Source organism: Nocardiopsis sp. NRRL B-16309 (assembly GCF_001279585.1).
Classification (GTDB): Bacteria; Actinomycetota; Actinomycetes; order Streptosporangiales; family Streptosporangiaceae; genus Nocardiopsis.
Genome location: NZ_LGEC01000126.1, coordinates 156,554 through 173,597, shown reverse-complemented (window position 1 = coordinate 173,597; position 17,044 = coordinate 156,554). Strand labels below are relative to the sequence as shown.

Annotated in this window: 15 protein-coding genes and 1 tRNA gene; 8 read left to right on the top strand and 8 right to left on the bottom strand. The window is 62.0% G+C overall.

Annotation, left to right across the window (positions count from 1 at the left end):
- Nucleotides 1-171 precede the first annotated feature (171 nt).
- From ADL05_RS27555 to ADL05_RS30920, 4 genes are all read left to right on the top strand, one after another.
- On the top strand, nt 172-1,530 hold the full coding sequence (locus tag ADL05_RS27555) for a tyrosine-type recombinase/integrase (RefSeq protein ID WP_053619933.1): 1,359 nt from the start codon (nt 172-174) through the stop codon (nt 1,528-1,530).
- Between the two features lie 295 nt (nt 1,531-1,825).
- Nucleotides 1,826-2,497, top strand: coding sequence for a hypothetical protein (locus ADL05_RS27550; RefSeq protein WP_053619932.1), 672 nt, complete (start codon nt 1,826-1,828; stop codon nt 2,495-2,497).
- The gene (locus ADL05_RS30925; protein WP_156366078.1) at nt 2,494-4,581 is read left to right on the top strand and encodes an ATP-binding protein; all 2,088 of its coding nucleotides are present in this window, start codon (nt 2,494-2,496) and stop codon (nt 4,579-4,581) included. The genes ADL05_RS27550 and ADL05_RS30925 overlap by 4 nt, the downstream gene beginning before the upstream one ends.
- Before the next feature lie 126 nt (nt 4,582-4,707).
- Nucleotides 4,708-6,669: a hypothetical protein gene (locus ADL05_RS30920; RefSeq protein WP_156366077.1), complete on the top strand. Its 1,962-nt coding sequence runs from the start codon at nt 4,708-4,710 to the stop codon at nt 6,667-6,669.
- A 41-nt stretch (nt 6,670-6,710) separates the two neighbouring features.
- On the opposite strand, the gene ADL05_RS27525 is transcribed toward ADL05_RS30920, so the two are convergent.
- Nucleotides 6,711-7,643 (bottom strand): replication-relaxation family protein, encoded by a 933-nt coding sequence (locus ADL05_RS27525; protein WP_053619927.1) that lies wholly within the window; start codon nt 7,641-7,643, stop codon nt 6,711-6,713.
- Nucleotides 7,644-9,166: 1,523 nt separating this feature from the next.
- Nucleotides 9,167-9,964 carry a transcriptional regulator gene (locus ADL05_RS27515; RefSeq protein WP_231640924.1) on the bottom strand — a complete coding sequence of 266 codons (798 nt, stop codon included), beginning with the start codon at nt 9,962-9,964 and terminating at the stop codon, nt 9,167-9,169.
- Between the two features lie 29 nt (nt 9,965-9,993).
- Between ADL05_RS27515 and ADL05_RS27510 the strand changes: the two genes are divergently transcribed.
- Nucleotides 9,994-10,434, top strand: a complete 441-nt coding sequence (locus ADL05_RS27510; RefSeq protein ID WP_231640923.1) for an NUDIX domain-containing protein — start codon at nt 9,994-9,996, stop codon at nt 10,432-10,434.
- Here ADL05_RS27510 and ADL05_RS27505 read toward each other — a convergent pair.
- The 4 genes from ADL05_RS27505 to ADL05_RS30910 all read right to left on the bottom strand — a co-directional run bounded on the left by ADL05_RS27505 (nt 10,417) and on the right by ADL05_RS30910 (nt 13,110).
- On the bottom strand, nt 10,417-12,006 hold the full coding sequence (locus tag ADL05_RS27505) for a hypothetical protein (RefSeq protein ID WP_231640922.1): 1,590 nt from the start codon (nt 12,004-12,006) through the stop codon (nt 10,417-10,419). The two genes, ADL05_RS27510 and ADL05_RS27505, sit on opposite strands and share 18 nt — an antisense overlap.
- A 378-nt stretch (nt 12,007-12,384) precedes the next feature.
- Complete coding sequence (locus ADL05_RS30915) at nt 12,385-12,561, bottom strand: hypothetical protein (RefSeq protein ID WP_156366076.1); 177 nt, start codon at nt 12,559-12,561, stop codon at nt 12,385-12,387.
- On the bottom strand, nt 12,554-12,793 hold the full coding sequence (locus ADL05_RS30165; RefSeq protein ID WP_082376942.1) for a hypothetical protein: 240 nt from the start codon (nt 12,791-12,793) through the stop codon (nt 12,554-12,556). Before ADL05_RS30165 ends, ADL05_RS30915 begins: the two co-directional genes overlap by 8 nt.
- Nucleotides 12,793-13,110, bottom strand: a complete 318-nt coding sequence (locus ADL05_RS30910) for a hypothetical protein (RefSeq protein WP_156366075.1) — start codon at nt 13,108-13,110, stop codon at nt 12,793-12,795. The genes ADL05_RS30165 and ADL05_RS30910 overlap by 1 nt, the downstream gene beginning before the upstream one ends.
- 114 nt (nt 13,111-13,224) lie before the next feature.
- Here ADL05_RS30910 and ADL05_RS27490 point away from each other — a divergent pair, with 114 nt between their 5' ends.
- Together ADL05_RS27490 and ADL05_RS27485 are read left to right on the top strand one after the other, a co-directional pair.
- Nucleotides 13,225-14,115 carry a helix-turn-helix transcriptional regulator gene (locus ADL05_RS27490; RefSeq protein WP_053619920.1) on the top strand — a complete coding sequence of 297 codons (891 nt, stop codon included), beginning with the start codon at nt 13,225-13,227 and terminating at the stop codon, nt 14,113-14,115.
- Nucleotides 14,084-14,269 carry a DUF397 domain-containing protein gene (locus ADL05_RS27485; RefSeq protein ID WP_053619919.1) on the top strand — a complete coding sequence of 62 codons (186 nt, stop codon included), beginning with the start codon at nt 14,084-14,086 and terminating at the stop codon, nt 14,267-14,269. Before ADL05_RS27490 ends, ADL05_RS27485 begins: the two co-directional genes overlap by 32 nt.
- 747 nt (nt 14,270-15,016) lie before the next feature.
- Here the strand turns inward: ADL05_RS27485 and ADL05_RS27480 are convergent.
- Entirely contained in the window at nt 15,017-16,231 is a 1,215-nt protein-coding gene (locus ADL05_RS27480) for a sigma-70 family RNA polymerase sigma factor (protein ID WP_197285951.1), read from the bottom strand.
- 193 nt (nt 16,232-16,424) lie between these two features.
- Between ADL05_RS27480 and ADL05_RS27475 the strand changes: the two genes are divergently transcribed.
- On the top strand, nt 16,425-16,676 hold the full coding sequence (locus ADL05_RS27475) for a helix-turn-helix domain-containing protein (protein WP_082376935.1): 252 nt from the start codon (nt 16,425-16,427) through the stop codon (nt 16,674-16,676).
- Between the two features lie 167 nt (nt 16,677-16,843).
- Here ADL05_RS27475 and ADL05_RS27470 read toward each other — a convergent pair.
- Nucleotides 16,844-16,917: transfer RNA gene (locus ADL05_RS27470), tRNA-Ile, on the bottom strand.
- Nucleotides 16,918-17,044 lie beyond the last annotated feature (127 nt).

Genomic DNA, 17,044 nt, shown 5'->3' with positions numbered 1-17,044 from the left:
CCTCATCCTTATCAGCGATCATCCGACCGCTGGAACGACCTGTCACGAGCTTCCCCAAAACGGGCTTACCCCTGTTGAGCGGCTTTCCGCCGTTCGCCAAGTGACGCCGGGTGCCGCGCTCCACCGCACGGTCACACGGTCAGATCACGGTCAGGAACGGGGTCTGCCCACATGGGGTTCTCACGCGCCCGCACCAGCGCCAAGGGCGGGACACGCTTCACCGCGTACTACATCGATATCAAGGGGGAGGAGCGCTCAGCGGGCACCTTCGCCACCGCGAAGGAAGCCGACAGGGCATGGCAGCGCGCCGAGGCCAAGGTCGCCGAGGGGCGGGTCACCAGCACCCAACACGGACGCCAGCGCTTCGCCGACTTCGTCCTGGGCACCTGGCTGCCCAACCACGTCATGGAGGAGTCCACCCGACAGAACGTCAGCTACGCCGTCAACAGGCGCTTCGTGCCCGAGTTCGGCAAGATGCGCATGAACGAGATCCTGCCCCAGCACGTCCAGAGCTGGGTCCGTCAGTGCCAGAAGGAGGACCTGGCCGCCTCTTCCATTCACCGCATGACCACGATCCTGTCGGCCATCTTCACCTCGGCGGTCGTCAACCAGGTCATCTTCACCCATCCCTGCAAGGGCGTGGTGCTGCCGACGGTCGGCAAGAAGCAGTTCGAGATCATCACCCCCGAGCAGTTCTCCGACTTCCACGACGCGATCGAGGACGAGAGGTTCCGGCTCCTGGTGGAATTCGACATCGAGTCGGGGCTGCGGTGGGGGGAACTCAGCGAGGTCCGTCTCAAGGACATCGACCGGGCCACGGGCATCCTCACCGTCAGCCGCTCCGTCGTGGAGCTCACGGCGAAGTCCCACCCGACCGGTGGACGGTTCCTGGTGAAGGAGTACCCCAAGGACCGCAAGTTCCGGCGACTCAAACTCAGCCGTCCCCTGATCAAGAAGATCCTGTCTTTCGCTCTGGCTCACGGCATCCGCGATGACGACCTGCTCTTCTCCTTCCCAGAGCAGGACGACAACGCTCCGGTGCCCGGGGTGCCTGACGACGTAGACCTCGGGCTTACCGCGCCCAACGACCAGGGCCGTAGGTACAAGCACGGCACGACCACCGCCTACACGAACGGCAAGTGTCGCTGTGAATACTGCCGTGCCGCCTTCGCCCATTACCGGGCGGTCCGCCGCGCGGAGGGCAAGGACAAGCCGAGACGCAGGCGCAAGGTCACCACGGACGGACACATCCCAGCAGATTGGTTCCGCAAGAACATCTGGCACCCGGCAACGGAGAAGGCCGGGCTGCCGAAGTCGGTGACCCCGCATCAGCTGCGGCATGCCCACGCGTCGTGGCTACTCGCCGGAGGCGCCAGCCTGACCGTGGTCCGAGATCGGCTGGGACACGCCTCCATCACCACGACGGAGCGCTACCTGCACACGCTCCCCGAAGCCGACGACACCGCCGTCGAAGCACTCAGTAGCATCCGCAACCGTCACACCATCACGGGAGGTGGAAACAAAATTTAAAACAGAGAACCAAAAGAAACCAATCAATCCCTGAAACGAAAAACAGAAAGATCCACTTCGCGCCATAAAAACATTAAACTCGAACCACTTTTCCGCCCGAGCATCCAGTGAGACTTGCAGGTTAATGCAATCTGAGCTTATCGATACACTGAACTCCAAATGAGCGAACCTATACGTCTAGATCAAGGCTCTTCAGCAAGCACGGACCACCCAGCCACCCCGGATCGCCCCCTGGCTGCAAGTATCCGATGCAAGGGTATTGAGTAACCAAGCGATAGACCATTATGCTGAACGAGTGGATGATGACGACGGAGATCGCTTCTCTGACGCGATCCGGCTCCTGTTGCTGATCGCGGCAGTGTCCGGACCTCTGAACGAACCAGAGAAACTGAACGCACCGCGAGACGCTGTTGCCGTACTGCGCGCAGAGGGACGCCTGCAGAAGCTGGACTTCTGGCTGCGCAACCCGGACTACCTGGCCCATGAGCTCCTCAACGACTATGAGCGTGAGGAGGAGCCCATCAACCTCGAGCTGGCATCCAGCATCTTGGATTCGGATGAGCCGGAGATCTGCTCCATCCCCATGCTGCGCTACTTGTTCGGGGCGTTTGAATACATCGACCAGGCAATGAGCATCCTGGCAGCTCCACGACTGGTACTGGTCGTACCCAGACGCACCGCGAATCGGGTGCTCCAGGACAATTACTACCTCACGGCCAAGGGGCGCGCGGTTGCAGACCAGGCCACGAAGCAATTCCCGGTCCTGGCTTGGTACACGGAGCGTGCGCACCTCGTCCAGGCGCTGGCCGAGGCCACCGGGCACACCGTCCTGGCTCTGCGTAAAAGGCAGTACCTGCAGCGTGACTATGCCCAGACACCACTAAACGAGCCCATCCCATCGATAGCCAACCACGCCCGCGCACGTCTAGCTCGGCTGCGGGCTGAAGCAGAGGAGGACGTCGCGTGAGCTCTGAGGCCTTGCCAATACCATCCGACGATGAGCTGTACGAAGAGATCGCCGCTCGAGTAGCGACTGCGGACGCTGAAAGAGTCCGCGGCGTTCTGTCGGCTCGTGGCATTCACCTTACTAGTCCTCTGCCCGCACGACGGCAACTGATCGTTCACCGGCTGTACTGCGAAGGTAACAAGACCGGCACGGACGATAATGACGGTGCTTTCACCGTGGATATGACAATGGGTCCGGGACCATGGGCTATCGCCAGCACTTTGAACAACGCCGGAAAGTCGAGCATTCTCTGGGCGTTGAGCTACGCTCTACGCGGGGACGGCTTCGATGACTTCCGTCGGCCGGAGACGGTGGGCTGGTTCACTTACGTACGCGCGGACATCGAAGTCGCCGGCGTGGCCGTTTCCATCCGCTTGACCTTCGAAAAGCCAGGCCGCCCCAGCTGTCGTCTCCTCAGCGGCGACACTGTCGAACACGTCATTGCCCTCGATAGCCGACAAGAAACTGGACCTGGCGTACGGATAGCGGCTGCGGCGGAGCCTGGCGGCGTCAAGAACCTTATCGACCGCTTCATGCTCGATCGTTTGGGGCTGAGGCCCTTGTCCCTCTGGGCGGCTGAGCCCGGTGCTCCGAAGGACGCCGACGGTAACCGCGACAGTGCAGAGCAGGTACACGGCTGGGCAAGCTACTTCTACGCCATAGCACTGAACTCAGGAAACTCCACTGTTCTGCTGGGGCCGACGGCATACAATCAGCTTCCTGTGAAGCTGATGCAACTATTTCTCGACGTCCCCTACGCGTCCGAACTGAATCAGATCAAGACAGTCCGCAAAAAAGAAAACCAGGAGAACAATCGCACACAGCGCCGAGCCCGAGAGGATGCCCAAGCCCGGGAACAACAGATCGAACCATTGCGCCAGGCTCTTGAGGCAGCGAAAGAAAGGGTCTCAACGTTGGAAACGGGTCAGCCCGACCTGGCGAACCTGCTCTCCGCTGTTGACGTCGTCTCGCACAAGCTAGCCCATGAGCAGGCGACCCTCCAGGAGGCCGAGGAAAATCACGCCCTTGCACGCAAATCACGTTTGAAAGACGAAAGGACACTTCGCCAGAATCAGCAAAGCAGCGCAGCTCGGTTACTACTAGGAGCACTTGATCCAGAATCTTGTCCACGCTGTGACCATGCCATCGATGATAACCGGCGTAGCGCGGAAGAGAAGGAGCATCGGTGCTCCGTATGCGCGAACCCCCTGCCAGAGGTACCGGACGATCCAGATGCACGAGTTGCACTGATCAGCCGTTTGGAAGAGCGGGTGCGAGCCTCCCGTGCAGCAGAAACCACAGCTCGCCAAGCTGCCGAGGCAGCCGCTAATAAACGTGACATCAGCAGCATCGCGTACGACCAGGCAAACACAGTACTTGCCACAGCACGTTCAAGCGCCTGGTATTCCATCTTCGAATCTGCCAAGGAGGAAGTCCATCAATTGCACGGGGCTTTGGCAGTCGCGATGGGCAATGCACTGGGACTACCAGGCGTGGTCAGTGACTATGTCACAGCGACAACAAACCAGCCTGAAATCGAAGAGGACACTGATGACAGTGATGCCGTCCTCGATGCAGCCGACGAGGTGTTGTCACAGGTGGTCTCCGACCACAGCAACGTCCTATTCTCCGAGTTGAACAGCGAGATCGTCAGCACCGCTCGCGCCTTGGGCGTGGCTAATTTGTCCAGTGTCGACCTTCGCCTGAATGGGAACTTGAACGCTCGCAAGACAGGCGCCAAACACCCTTTCAAATCGTTCAGCCCAACTGACCGTCTAAGGGTGCGTATCGCGGCCGTTGTCGGGATGATCAAGATCGGACGTAAACGCGGGATCATGTCTCATCCGGGTCTACTTCTAATCGACGCGCCCACAGCCGAGGAACTCTCCCGTGAAAACGCGCGCCAAGCAATCAAGACACTCTACGAGACGGCGGCAAATGACCTCGGTATCCAGATCATAATCACATCGATCGATGACGCTGTATGGGAGTTTTTCCCTGAGAATCGTACCGTGACCGGTCCAGACAAGCTCCAGCTCTTCTGAGCCTAAGCATGGGGCTTCGGCGATGGCAGGAGGCAAGGCATCATGCACGTGATTGACGAGCGCCTAGTGCAGTGGGCTGCGCATGCCTCCCGCCCCCAGTTGCGCGCTGGCCCGACAGTGGACGACTTGGGAGGCATCGACGCAGTAATCTCCGCCTCGGAACATCTCGCTCAAGGTCCCTTCCTGCATCACCTCATCCAGGTGACTGCACATCAACTCGACGCCTTGGGCGACGAATCGTGCCAGCCGCTGTACGAAGGTGTCCTAAGCGGCATCCGAGAGAATAGCAACCATGCTGCTTTTGCCAGCGCTACCGATGCCCTCACTCACCACCCCGCTTTGGCATCTGCGCTCGGCCATCCATTAACTCGATCTCTACTATCTAGACTTCGAGAAGCCCTGGATGCCGACGACGACCTTGCCGTGGCACTGATCGGGGTGGAAGCCGCAGACTGCTTGGTCCAGCTCACCTTAGCTGGTATTACCAGCGCTGCCCGCCTCTTAGGCACCATGGACGAAGCGACCGAGGACCTAGACGCACTTCCGGAGGCCATGGCCATCCGCCTACCCCGCCTTCTTGGTGTACTCGACGCCCATCACCCTGGTGCTGGCCTCCGTGGAGCCCTGGAACGCTGTCTGATGCTTGACCACACCTGTCGTGATGCGGCTTTTGAGCTTGCCCTAGGAGATCTGCGCCAAGCTCTGGAACAAAACCAGTACGCTCCCATGGTCGAACAGCTCCGCAAGACTCAGAATCGGCTTGCCGAACTGATCACTCTTGACCCCGATCGTTTGGATGCTCATCTCTATCACACCGCTATCGAAGCTGTACTCGGCCTCTCCGCACCTGATGCCCCAACGCGCGTCCGCACTGCTGCATCCGCCCTGCGCGAAGTTCTTCATCGATACCGGTCTTGGCGATATCGCACCCATACTCCGGCCTGGGCAAAGACACGCCAAAACGACGTAATCGCCTGGTCAGAACTCACGGTCGTGCTGGACGGCGCTGCCGCCTACCTTGACCAAGATGACCCCTGGTACGCCGGTGGCCAAAGTATTCTCACCGCTCTGCTCCGTGCGTACACTGCGCACAACACGGTCACCGTGCTCAAGAGTCCTACTGCGGCTGCTGCCGCAGAAACCTTAGTAGCGCCTATTATCGAGGACGCCTTCCTCCAGGTCGAGCATCGGCAGCGATTTCTTCAGCACGCTTTGACTCACGATGAGGAGATCCGTGATGATCCAGCGGCTCAGCAACTCCACGCCGCTCTCCTCCATCGTACTAAGACCAACGGTTGCCCAAGTGGCCAGCAGGCGGATGATCAGGGAAAAGTGCGACGCTGGCATCAGCTAGCACATCAACTCAAAGACGATTTCGCTGTTTTCGTTGACCAGACCCCTGATCATCTCCTCGACAGACTAGAACTTAGTTTGCGCACTCACGATGATGTCCTCAACAATATATCTGATCCCAAGTATGGGCGCCTTAGAGCACGCATCCTCAGGGAACTAGAAAAATCTCGAGACTGGATTCCTGGAATCGCTGACGAGTTCACCGCCCTCGTAGAAACTACGATAAGATTCTCATATTTGTGCTATGACATCGGCCGGAAAATGGGTGGATCCTACACCGAGTATCTCCGCAGTAGAGATAAAGACGGAAAAAAGCAAAAAGTAGACGAAGCCCTCTTCCACCAGCACTACCGTGAAGTGTTGCAGTTTTCCGCGCTTTTTGGAGTCGTCAATTCAGAAGTTATTGATAAGGCAGGAGGGAGAGTCGACATTCTCGCCTCATTTGGGGCCGTGCAATTCAACGTAGAATGCAAGATAGAGGAAGACAACGCTAGCGAAACTGCACTGCGTGAATACGTCTCCCAGGCCACAGAATACCAAAACACCAACGCTGGCTTCGCCATTCTTCTCGCGCTCGACAAAACCGTCGCTTCCGAAGGAGCCGTCAACTTATTCGACAGCATCTGGGTGGAATCTGTCCTGCGCCCAGGGGAAAAAGAGCCGTGCCTCGTTGTCATTTTTAGGATTCCAGGAGGGCGCGAGAATCCGAATACACTACACCCGCACCCAATTTGACAATAGAAAATCAAAAACACAAAGCAAAGAATCAAATGTTCTTAGCGATCAATGGGTGTGGGTTTCAACGCGAAGTCCGTGTATTGCTCCTGGTCCCACGACGGGCTGAGCAGGTTGGACCAGATCCGTGCCCGCGGTCCCTGATCGACTAGGTCGGGCATCGTCGCGCATCCGATCGCAAACCCCGCCCGAGGCACCATCAGATACTGCGAAGTCCGGACATAGGCCTCCAGATCGATCCGACGGTTGGCCAGGCGTCGTTCGTTGGCTCCGTCCAGAACCACCAGCACCCGGGGAAAACGCGGGTAGCGCTCCTGCCACGCCGGGCGTGCCGGCCCGTCCGCCGCGCTCCTGCGTTTGCGCAGGAGGTGGTGGTCGAAGTAGCGGGCGTAGGCCACCAGTTTGGCCGCCAGCCGGTGTGCGGGCATGGTGGCGCGGTCCACCTCCACCAGGAACTGGATCTGCCTGCGAACACCGCGGGGTTCGACAACGATGTAGTGCAGCAGGGCGTCGCTGATCACGTGGGTGTCGGCGAACCTGCCGTTGGCCTTGGTGTAGCGGTGGGCCACCTCCGGGATCCAGTACAGGGGTTCGAAGTCGTCGCCCAGGAGGCGGGCGTGTTCGAGGAAGGCCAGGCCCGTCTCGACCACCGCCAGCATGTGCTCGGCGAGTGGTCCCGCGGCGCGTTCGGGGCTCATCCGGTAGGGGCGCACCGGTACCTGGTCGGTGTCCTGCACCGCGTGTGCCCCTGCGGGGGTGAGGAACCAGCGGTACGGTCGGCGGCCCGGGGGCACCACCCGGTCGGCCAGACCTTGTGTTCGCAGTTGGTGCAGGACGTGGAGCATGTACCGGCGCGAGGTGGTGTCCGGGGTGAGCATGCTGGCCAGTTGGTGGCTGGTGGCCAGGCGGTGCTGGTAAAGCACCGCCTGGGCGTGTTGGGCCAGGGCGCTGGCCTCGATGGTGCGGATCGGCAAACCCTCATCCTCCTCGGTGTGGGGAAAGAAATCGCGCCATAAGAGGAAGCCCGTCGGAGGCAAGCATGTGACACATCACGACTGCGCGAGCCAGCCCTTGGGGAGAGCGGCGTGTTTGTCCGGGAGGGAGAGAACTCCCCCGTTTCGCATCACCACAAGGCCCGGAAGGGATACCCGCGACACCAAGAGCTCAGGAAGATCCTGACCAGCGCTTTCCAGGTCAATCCTGAGGCGTTTTCTTTCTCCATGCGACCCTTTTCCCCGGGGTGACCCTTCCAAGGCCCCAGCGCTCGCCTGAGGGCCTTGGCGGCCCACGGGGGCGGGCGCGCCAGCCATGCATCTGCCCTCCTGGCCCGGCCGGGCACCGGTTCAGGCACGCAGCATGTACGGGTGTTCTCAGCTCAAGGTGGATAGGCGAGCAGGTGAGCGGAGTTCAGGCAGGGGAGTGAGAGTCAGCGAGGCTGGAGGGGCCATCACGGTCGTGGGGGACCGGGCGGAAGGTAGGTCACCGTGGCCTGGAACGTTGGAAAGCACCGCAGGTAGACAGGGAGGGTACGATCCAGGCGGAGCAGAGGAAGACAGGAGGCATAAGATGGAAGATGCTTCTCTCTTGTCTAGGGAAGAGAGAAGATGTCGGAGTTTGCCGACGACGCTCCATCTCCTGCTGCGTCAGGCTTTTACGCGTCCGGCCGTCTCGGAAAGGCCGAACCCGTTCATGTAGTGATACATGTAGCGCCCGGTCAATCATGGGGTCAACCATTGTTCGAACCCTTAGGTCAACCCTGCTGACGGCGTTGACTTCTTGGCGTCTACTCCCCACGGCATTGCTGCCCGCAGGGCTACTCGGTCAGGGCGCAGCGAGGTGACCGTTCACGTCCTCCTGCGCCCGGGGGCCGACTGACGCAGGCTTCGGCAACCTCGGGAGAAGGCCCCGACGAGAGCGGTCCAGAGCCGCTCCGGTGACATGGTCCAGACGGACCAGTGCGCGCGAGAGGTGGCACGCCTTGAACAGGCTCTCGGGCCATGCCTGTACGGCCGCGAACGCCCGGCGTTCGAAGAACGCCCCGCGCCTGGCCGTCGAACCATACTGCTGCGCGGTCGTGTCCATGGGTGTACCGGACTGGCCGTGCTCGCGTACCACCATGGGCCGACCTCGTACCACTGCGTTCCACCGCCCGTCGGCAAGGACACCAGTTCTGGTCACAGCGGTTTGCCGACAGAATCCGCAAACCGCGTCGGCAAGCCCCGGCCACAGGTGGGACGGGTCGGCAAGCCCGCCTGCGTCACCGCTTCACGGAGTTGCCGACTTCCCGTATACAGCTCCGATGCCCTGCCCGCCTTTGTGGGACAGAGCGGCCCGCACTGGTCCGCTCAGAGCCAGGCGCCCATGGGGTCGATGACGAAGAACCAGCCCTTGGCTAACCCGACTGCTAGCCATGGCGTCCGTTGTTTCGTTCCGGGGGGGCGATGGAGGCTTTGGCAGTACCAGCACGAGACACGCACCACGGGACTCGGCCACGCTCTCACGGCGCTGGGGCTCCGAGGTCGGTCACTGGTGAGCTGATGTGGCATACGCGGACCGGATGGGTACGCGCGTAGACCGACAGGGCCAGGGATAGTTTCGGTTCCATGGCGTGGCCGGGGCGGTACGACCACAGGAAGTCGAGGAACGACCGGTCGGTACGAGCCCGTCCTTCCAAGAGCACAAGCGAGTCCGGACCGTGCTCGCGTTCGAGGTCACGTGCCGTGCACTCGTCCGGCTTCTCCACCAGGTCCACCATGAACCCGCGGTCGCAGACGATCACTCCGCGGCTCGGAGCCTCCGTTCGGTTGTACGGACGCACGATCACCGACGTACCTCCGTCCGTGTCACGCAGCCTCAACAACGGGTCGTCTTCGGGGTAGAGGTTGTCGGCGTAGGCGACATAGAGCTCGTGGGGATGGTCGAGCATGGCGTCAGCGTTGAGGACTGAGGTGATGTCGCTGTATGGACCTTGCTGCGCCGTGAACCTCAGGTCGAGGTCAGGCCAGCGTGGACCACGAGGAAGAGGCCGTTCAGCTGCTCGGGCGTACCCCTGGGGATCGACCAGAGCCCGGCTGGCCCAGGCATGTATGAAGTGCTCGTAGTAGGGATGGTGGACCATCGCGGCCCGCACACACCCCATTTGTGCGATCTCGTCCAGGACATGAACTATTCCTGGAATTCCCTGCACCGGGTAGAACTCCTTGGGGAGGTAGCGAGACCATTCTGCTCGCCGTGTTCCCAGACCACCGGCAGCGATCACCACCTCTGTTCGGCCTTGGTTCTCGATCAGCTCCATGGTTCCATTCCGTTCGCTAGAGTGCGGGTATGGATACGCGAGTGACGGGCCTCCTCGTGGAGGACGGAAAAGTACTGCTTCTGGACCAGGACACCGATGGCCCTCGCAGGTGGAGCCTGCCCGGCGGGCGAGTTGAGGAGGGCGAGCAGCTCGGCGACGCTCTGGTGCGCGAGATGCACGAGGAGACCGGCGTCGAGGTCGAGGTGGGACGTCTGTTGTACCTGTGTGACCACATCGTCCCGGAAAAGAATTTGCACGTCGTACACATCACCTTCGAAGTTCGCCGCCTGGGTGGATCTCTGGGTGAGATAACGGAAGGACTCGATTCCCGTCCGATCCGAGGCGTGGAATTCGTGAAAACGGGGGACCTTCCCCACCTCGGATTCAGTGAGCGTTTCGTCCAGTTGATCGAGGACGGGTTCCCCGGAGCCGGTTCCTACATGGGACCGAAGTCAGCGATCGGGCTGTGACAGGACGCTGATCACCCGCTGGTCGTGTTCGCTCAAGCAGCGGTCAGTCCGACCGAGACCTTCCATCCACCTGCGCAGGCGATCCGCGATCTCCTCCAGCGGGAGACCCGGACCGGTCGTCCGGTCTCGGACCAGGCGAACACCGACCCCGCGTGAGGCTCCGAGCAGGTGTCGGGAGCGAGATCGACTCACCTCCTCTCGGCTGCTCGGGGTGTTCCACGCCGCTCCGTGGAGATAGCGCGTCACCGGTGCCCACGACGGCTCGCTGCCCGGCCCGTTGGCACACCAGACCTGGAGATTGCCGACCCGGTGGTGCACCGCGTCCGCACCGGAGCCGGGCTCGGCGACCGGGGTCACGTCTCCCACCGAGTAGGCGGCGTTGCTCGCCTGTACGCCTTCGGTGAGGATGTCCATCTCCTCCCGGGTGGGCAGTCGTGCCCCTACGGAGAGGGCATAGGCAGCCGCACCGATCCAGGTGACCCAGTAGGCCGGGTGGTGCTCGAAGCCAGGACTGACACGCCAACCTTCCTTGGCTGAATGCAGCCGGCCACCGCGTTCGTGCGGCATCACGATCGCGAGAAGGTGTACACCGGCCGTCGTGTTATCCAACTCGGCGGCGGTAAGGCCGTTGAGCAGCCCGCACATCTCGGCGTTCGTCACCAGGACATTGCGCCAACGGAGCTCGTCCGGCGTGGCCGCGACATAGGCGGGACTGGGAGGAGATGTCAGCAGCGGGACGGGCGTTCGCGGACTCCTGGATCCGCGAGTCGGAGGATCGTCGCGTCGGTAACGGTCCGCCCCCGCCAGCCAACGGGTGGCACGGTCGGCGGCTGACGGCGTCAACAGGTCGCGCAACAAGGCCGCGTTGCGTTCGGTCTCCGCGTTGACGAGTTCGACCTCATCTGGACTCAGCCCCACGACAAGCTCGTGCTTGGTGCGGTTGGTGGCGAAGGTGCCGTCCACCACGGGTTGGTTGGCTTCGAACCCGGGGGACACCGTTCGTCTGGCTTCGGGCACAAGCCGCACGACCGGACTCATGGCGGCGTCTCGATCGAGCACAGCGGATTCGTAGGAAATGTGTCCGTGTTCGCGTTCGGACAGGGCCTCCGCGAGCAAGCCCGTGTTCAAGGCGATGAGGCGGGTCAGAGCGACAGGCGCGACAGGGCTGTCGTCGGGAACCAGTCTGGCCCACTGGTTGCGTGCAGGATCGTGAGTCATGGCGGCGATTCGTCGGTAGATATCGCCATACCTCCAGCGGCGCCACAGGTCTCCTCGACTGAACGAGCTGGCCACCCCCAACGGGGAGCGGGAAAGCACGAGCACTGGCGACTCGGGGAAGAGCCCCAGGAATCTGTCGGTCGTGAAGTAGAGGTTGGTCTCCTTGATCACGTGCGGCCCGCCCTGGTGCTTGCCTCGAACAAACGCCTTCAACCAGTGCACCGCGATCGGGGAGAGCAACGCGATCGTGTGATCGCTCGGAGCGGGGGACAGGGGAGAGTAGGGATGTTCCGGCCCCAACTGTTGCCGGAGGGGCTCGTTGTGTTGGATCGTCGCGTGTCGCAGCGCGTCCATAGTCCAGTTGGATCCCACACGTTCCGACGTACCGAGCAGGAGTATCGGCGAGCGGTCAGGTGCCACGGGAACGTCCTCCAGAGGGAAGAGGCGATCACCGCGTCGCGGTGATGGTGTTCTTGCAGTACTTGCAGGTGGCCGTAGCGGTACGGCCATGGCGGATCGGGGGTTGGTCCGGGATGTAGTCGTGCCCTTGCGGGCTGGTACACGGGGTTGCGCCGTCCATGACCGCGCTCCTGTCCAGGCGCTCTGTGGCGGGCGCGAAACTCGGGGGTGGTGACACGTTCCCGTGCGCTGAGACGAGTGCGTCAGTGGAGCCGCGCGTACGCGGCCGCGTGCCGTGCCCGCGAAGCCTGGGAATACTCCGGGGCCGACGGATCAGTCCATGGCCGCGCGGATGACGGCTTGGAGCTGTGCGACGACGTCGCCGTCAGCCACGGGTCTGGGAGATGCGATCAAGGCCAGTCCAACCGTGTCCGCGAGGTTGGAGAGGGTCTGCACTTCGGTTGACTCAGGATCGAGGGTGTCAAAAGCGAAGTCGCAGGGATCACTCACCACTGGTCTCCAAGTGTTCGAGGGGCGACTTCCATACGAGGGGAAGCGGGTGAGGGTCTGGTCGGTGTCCGCGCGCCACGCGGGTGGCGGGCCCCTGGGTGGCGCCCCACAGCGGTTCGCCCTCCAACGTGGAACCGAGGTACCGCACGTGGGTGCGGTGCTCATGAGCCCACGTGGTCAGCGTCTGCATGTCGGCGAGTTCATGGATGTCGCAGACCGTTGTGGGTGCCATCACGCCACCGCCTCCCGGGGGCGGATGAGCGAAACGGGCCCTGTGACGACGGAGGGCCAGGCGGAACCCGGATCGGCATAGCGGCGCACACGGCGCGACCGGTGACGCCGGACGGTGTAGGCGGCAATGTCGACGGTCAGCCACACGGTCGACAGGATCAGGTCCACGCGGCGGAACATTGCTCCGTTGGAGTGCGATCGGCGCGCCAAGGCAGTGCCGAACGACGCCACGTCCTCCACCCGCGCCGTGTGGCGGGATCCCTGATCCACTGCTAGGGCAAGTGTCTTCCCTGTAGCGTTGAGCATCGAAAGTGTCATGTCAGTTCACTCTCTGTGGCCATCCTTAGGTACAGCCATGATGCAACGGAACTTGCCATGACACAAGCGGAAAACTGGAAATTGCCATGATTCGAAGTGTCTAGACTGCGGGACATGCGACGCGACCACAGCCCCACCGTCCGGCTACGCCGACTCGCCACAGAGTTGCGCAGGGCACGGGAGGCAACCGGAAAGTCCCTGGCTGAAGCAGCGAAGGCCCTCGGCTGGGGCTCCCCGAAGCTGTCCAAGATCGAGAACGCAGAGCGGCGCCTGAATGCCACCGATCTCGACAGCCTTCTAGACCTGCACGGCGTGGCCGACCCCGAGAGCCGGTCCGAGCTTCACCAGCTTCTGAAGGACTCCAAGGAACGCGGCTGGTGGTCCCGCGCGCCGTACCGTGGCGTGTTCACGGACTCGCTTCCGGACTTCGAGGCCGAGGCATCGGTGATCAGGACCTATGAGTGCCAGGTGATCCCCGGCCTCCTTCAACATCCGGACTACGCCGAGAGCGTGTTCCGTGGTGGTCAAGTCCGTGATGGCGATGCCGTGCGCCGCAACGTTGACGCGAGAATCCAGCGGCAGAACATCCTCAACCGCTTCGACCCTCCCCGCTACTGGGCGATCATCGACGAGGCCGCCCTTCGGCGCCCGACCCGTGATCCCGAAGCGATGCGCGCCCAGCTTCGCCACCTGGTACACATGGCCGCTCGCCTCAACATCACCATCAACGTGCTCCCGTTCTCAGCCGGCCACCACGCCGGGATGAACGGTTCGTTCGTCCTGCTGGACTTCCCGCATCCCCTGGATCCCTCTCTGGCTTACGCGGAGACCTACGCCGCTAGCATGTTCCTAGAGCAACCGGACGAAATCGAGCGGTACGACGTCGCGTTCGGCCTGATCAGCAACGCTGCCCTCAGCGCCGCCGAGTCCGTTGACTTCCTTGAACAGCTCATAGCCGAGTCAGAGGACCGAGATGCAGAGCCCGCAGAACTGGCGCAAGAGTAGCTACAGCGGCGACCGAAACAACTGCGTCGAGGTCGCCGACGTGCCCAGCGGTGCCGCGGTACGCGACTCGCAGAACCCCGGCCTCGGACACCTGAGGTTCGGGCTCACCGAATGGGCGGCGTTCCTCAGCAGCGCCGAGATGCACCGCCGCTGACGCGCCATGAACACACATGCGGCCCCCGGTCGATGACCGGGGGCCGTCGCATGCCCAAGACCGACCCGAACGGATCGACGCAAACCGACCGCCTGGCGACGGGCCGGAGATGCTCTGTCCCATTTGGCCAGAGGGTCGCCACGGATCTTGCATCACACCCGGCGCAGCACTTCTGCCCTGATCACACCATGCACAACCCAACCGCGCGACTAGGGCAGCGATGGATTGCTACACCACGAAGGCAAAAGCTGCAAGCGCTCCGAGGAACAGGCCCAACCCTGTAAGAAGGGATACCCCCCACGGTTGCTCAGATTCCCGAGCGACTAAAACGCCGAAGACTGAAGCCAAGAGGGAAAGCAGGAAGAGAACGAGGTAATTAAGCATGACGAAGCCTTCTAAAATCGGTTAAGAGCGTGCCAACACGAAGACGCAGCCTTCAGTCGGGCGGTGTCGGTCTCAACCACGAAGGCCGGGTGTCGGGTCGGCGCGTCATGCTTGGGCCAGTTCCGTGTGGGCTCACGAAACCGACCACATGCCAGCATAGAACGCGGGGCCGTCTGTGTCCCCCGTTCTGCCCATTTCCCCGAAAAATTTTGAGTCCATCGCGTCCTCGACAGCCGGAGTCAACACGTGGCACAGACCGATCAGATCCTGGAAGGCACTCGCGATTCCGTTGCTTTGGCTGGCCTACGCCGTTAGCGCACGCCGGCACAGCGCCCACCAGAGACACCGACAGATGTCCTGCCATCACTTGTCCAGCCCGAAGAACTCCACAGCCTTCCGCTGGACCTGGGCGAGTCGCTTGGAAATCGGACTGTGGTTGGCGTAGCCGAGTTTCTCGGCGATCTCGTGCTGGCGGAATCCGCTACTGAGCAAGACGACGACCTCCCGCTGCTTCTCGTTCAGGAGTGCGAGGAAGTCGCTGGTGACGAGCTTGCCCAAGACATCGCTCTCAGGGCCCTGCACCGGGATGGTGTCGGTCAACTCCACGAAGCGGACCTGCACCTTGCTTCGTTTGCGGTAGAGCTTACGCTCGAAGTCTTCACGGGCGTACGACCACCGGTTGGAGAAGTCATCCTCGACCCGGTGGGAACGCACGGCGTCCAGGATGTCTCTCAAGTGGCCGGTTGCATCAGCTGCTTCTACCGTGGCGGCCACCATCTCTACAGCCTCCTCCCTCCCTGTCCACACGGAGCCGCCTTGGCGCGGATTTCCTGTAACGGCACCCGGAAGAAAACTCCCGTCCTCAAGAGGAACCGGACCGACCGTCTTACCCTCATCGACCTCTGGGAACTGCCCAAGAGTGTCCTGGATGACTTTCGTGACCGGCGGGATCCAGTAGTTGAGGTTGTGCGATAGCACCCGAATCGGATCATCGCCGGAGAACGCTTGCATCGGTGAGCCAGAGTTGATGTTCGGCCAGACCGACCATGCCCATGCTTTCGCCAGGCGCTGTTCGAAGTCCGCAGGCAGAAAGCGGTCAGCATCGCTGTGGTCTGCCAGGAACGGCCACTGGCCTCGGCGCAAGAGGGGCAAACCAAAGCGATCCAAGGTGGCCTTCGGCAACAGGTGAAGCAGCGGTGCATACTCGAAGTACCGAGACCGGGTATGCGGGACAAGGATCGTGTTGATGTCGCCAAGTTCGGCGATCTTGGCGATCGGCTCGGGGAGGTCGTCGCCGCTGAAGAACCTTCGGCGGAACTGGCCTGCTTCCCAGAGGACATTCCACTTGCTGACTTGGACGACCAATTCCGCGGAGGCATGAACCATCGGGATGGTGACATAGTCGGGAAGCTGGGGTTCCAAAGGGCGGACCACACCAGTGAACATCATCAGTCCCGCCGAGATGTTGTAGAGGGAGGGATGTGTCTCAGGCGTGGCCTCGTCCGCAGGCAGGAAGAAGTCCTCTCGCTGCCATGCCTCGATCTCGGCCTCCGTCGGCCCCTGTTCCTCGTTCTTCATAGCCCGGTCCGGTGCGTCGTGTGTCCGTGTCATACCTACATCACGACAGTTCGAAGCGCTTTCGTTCCGGGTCGGACGGCGAAGCTACAACTTTCTCGAACCAGCGAAGGCGCTCGGGGCCGACAACGATGTCACAAGCTGTGGCTGTGGAGGCTTACTCCCCTTGACGACGAAGCCAACGCGCGGGAGAGCAGTGACCGAGGAGAGCAAGGCCTTCACGATCCGAGAGCTGTACGACCTGCCGGCGGCGGTGGACCTGATGACGGCCGCCCGTGCCCTGCACATGGGTCGGACGATGGCCTACGAACTTGCGAGGCGCGGTGAGTTCCCCTGCCGGCTGCTCCGCTACGGCGGAACCTACCGGGTAGTCACCGCAGAGCTCCTGGAGCTGCTGGGCGTGCCGCTACCGGCCAGGGGAGCGTCGGCTAGAGTCGAGTCGACATAGCGATTCGATCTGTTGTCGACTTGGCGTCCGGCCGGTGCCGCTCAGTGCCGGGGGAGTGCGGGCTCTGACAGGGGATGCCGTGGGGTCCCACGGTCAGATGACGGTCAAAAGAGGAAGAGCCCTGCTCTCCGAGGTGGAGAACAAGGCTCTGAACTGCACAAACTGTGTGGGCGTACCAGGACTTGAACCTGGGGCCTCATCCTTATCAGGGATGCGCTCTAACCGACTGAGCTATACGCCCTCGTTCCGGGAGGAACTCTACCGCATCCTGAGAACCGGAGCGAACCGATTCACCTGGGCGGGAAGGGGCTCCCGCACTGGGCGACCCGCTTCGCCTCCGATCGTATCCGGTCACCGGGAGTACTCCG

What these genes read in the sequence shown, in the direction of transcription:
- ADL05_RS27555 (WP_053619933.1), top strand. Translation starts at nt 172, where the DNA reads ATGGGGTTCTCACGCGCCCGCACCAGCGCCAAGGGCGGGACACGCTTC.
- ADL05_RS27515 (WP_231640924.1), bottom strand. Translation starts at nt 9,964, where the DNA reads ATGGAGCTGATCGAGAACCAAGGCCGAACAGAGGTGGTGATCGCTGCC.
- ADL05_RS27510 (WP_231640923.1), top strand. Translation starts at nt 9,994, where the DNA reads ATGGATACGCGAGTGACGGGCCTCCTCGTGGAGGACGGAAAAGTACTG.
- ADL05_RS27505 (WP_231640922.1), bottom strand. Translation starts at nt 12,006, where the DNA reads ATGGACGCGCTGCGACACGCGACGATCCAACACAACGAGCCCCTCCGG.
- ADL05_RS30165 (WP_082376942.1), bottom strand. Translation starts at nt 12,793, where the DNA reads ATGGCACCCACAACGGTCTGCGACATCCATGAACTCGCCGACATGCAG.
- ADL05_RS30910 (WP_156366075.1), bottom strand. Translation starts at nt 13,110, where the DNA reads ATGACACTTTCGATGCTCAACGCTACAGGGAAGACACTTGCCCTAGCA.
- ADL05_RS27490 (WP_053619920.1), top strand. Translation starts at nt 13,225, where the DNA reads ATGCGACGCGACCACAGCCCCACCGTCCGGCTACGCCGACTCGCCACA.
- ADL05_RS27485 (WP_053619919.1), top strand. Translation starts at nt 14,084, where the DNA reads ATGCAGAGCCCGCAGAACTGGCGCAAGAGTAGCTACAGCGGCGACCGA.
- ADL05_RS27480 (WP_197285951.1), bottom strand. Translation starts at nt 16,231, where the DNA reads ATGAAGAACGAGGAACAGGGGCCGACGGAGGCCGAGATCGAGGCATGG.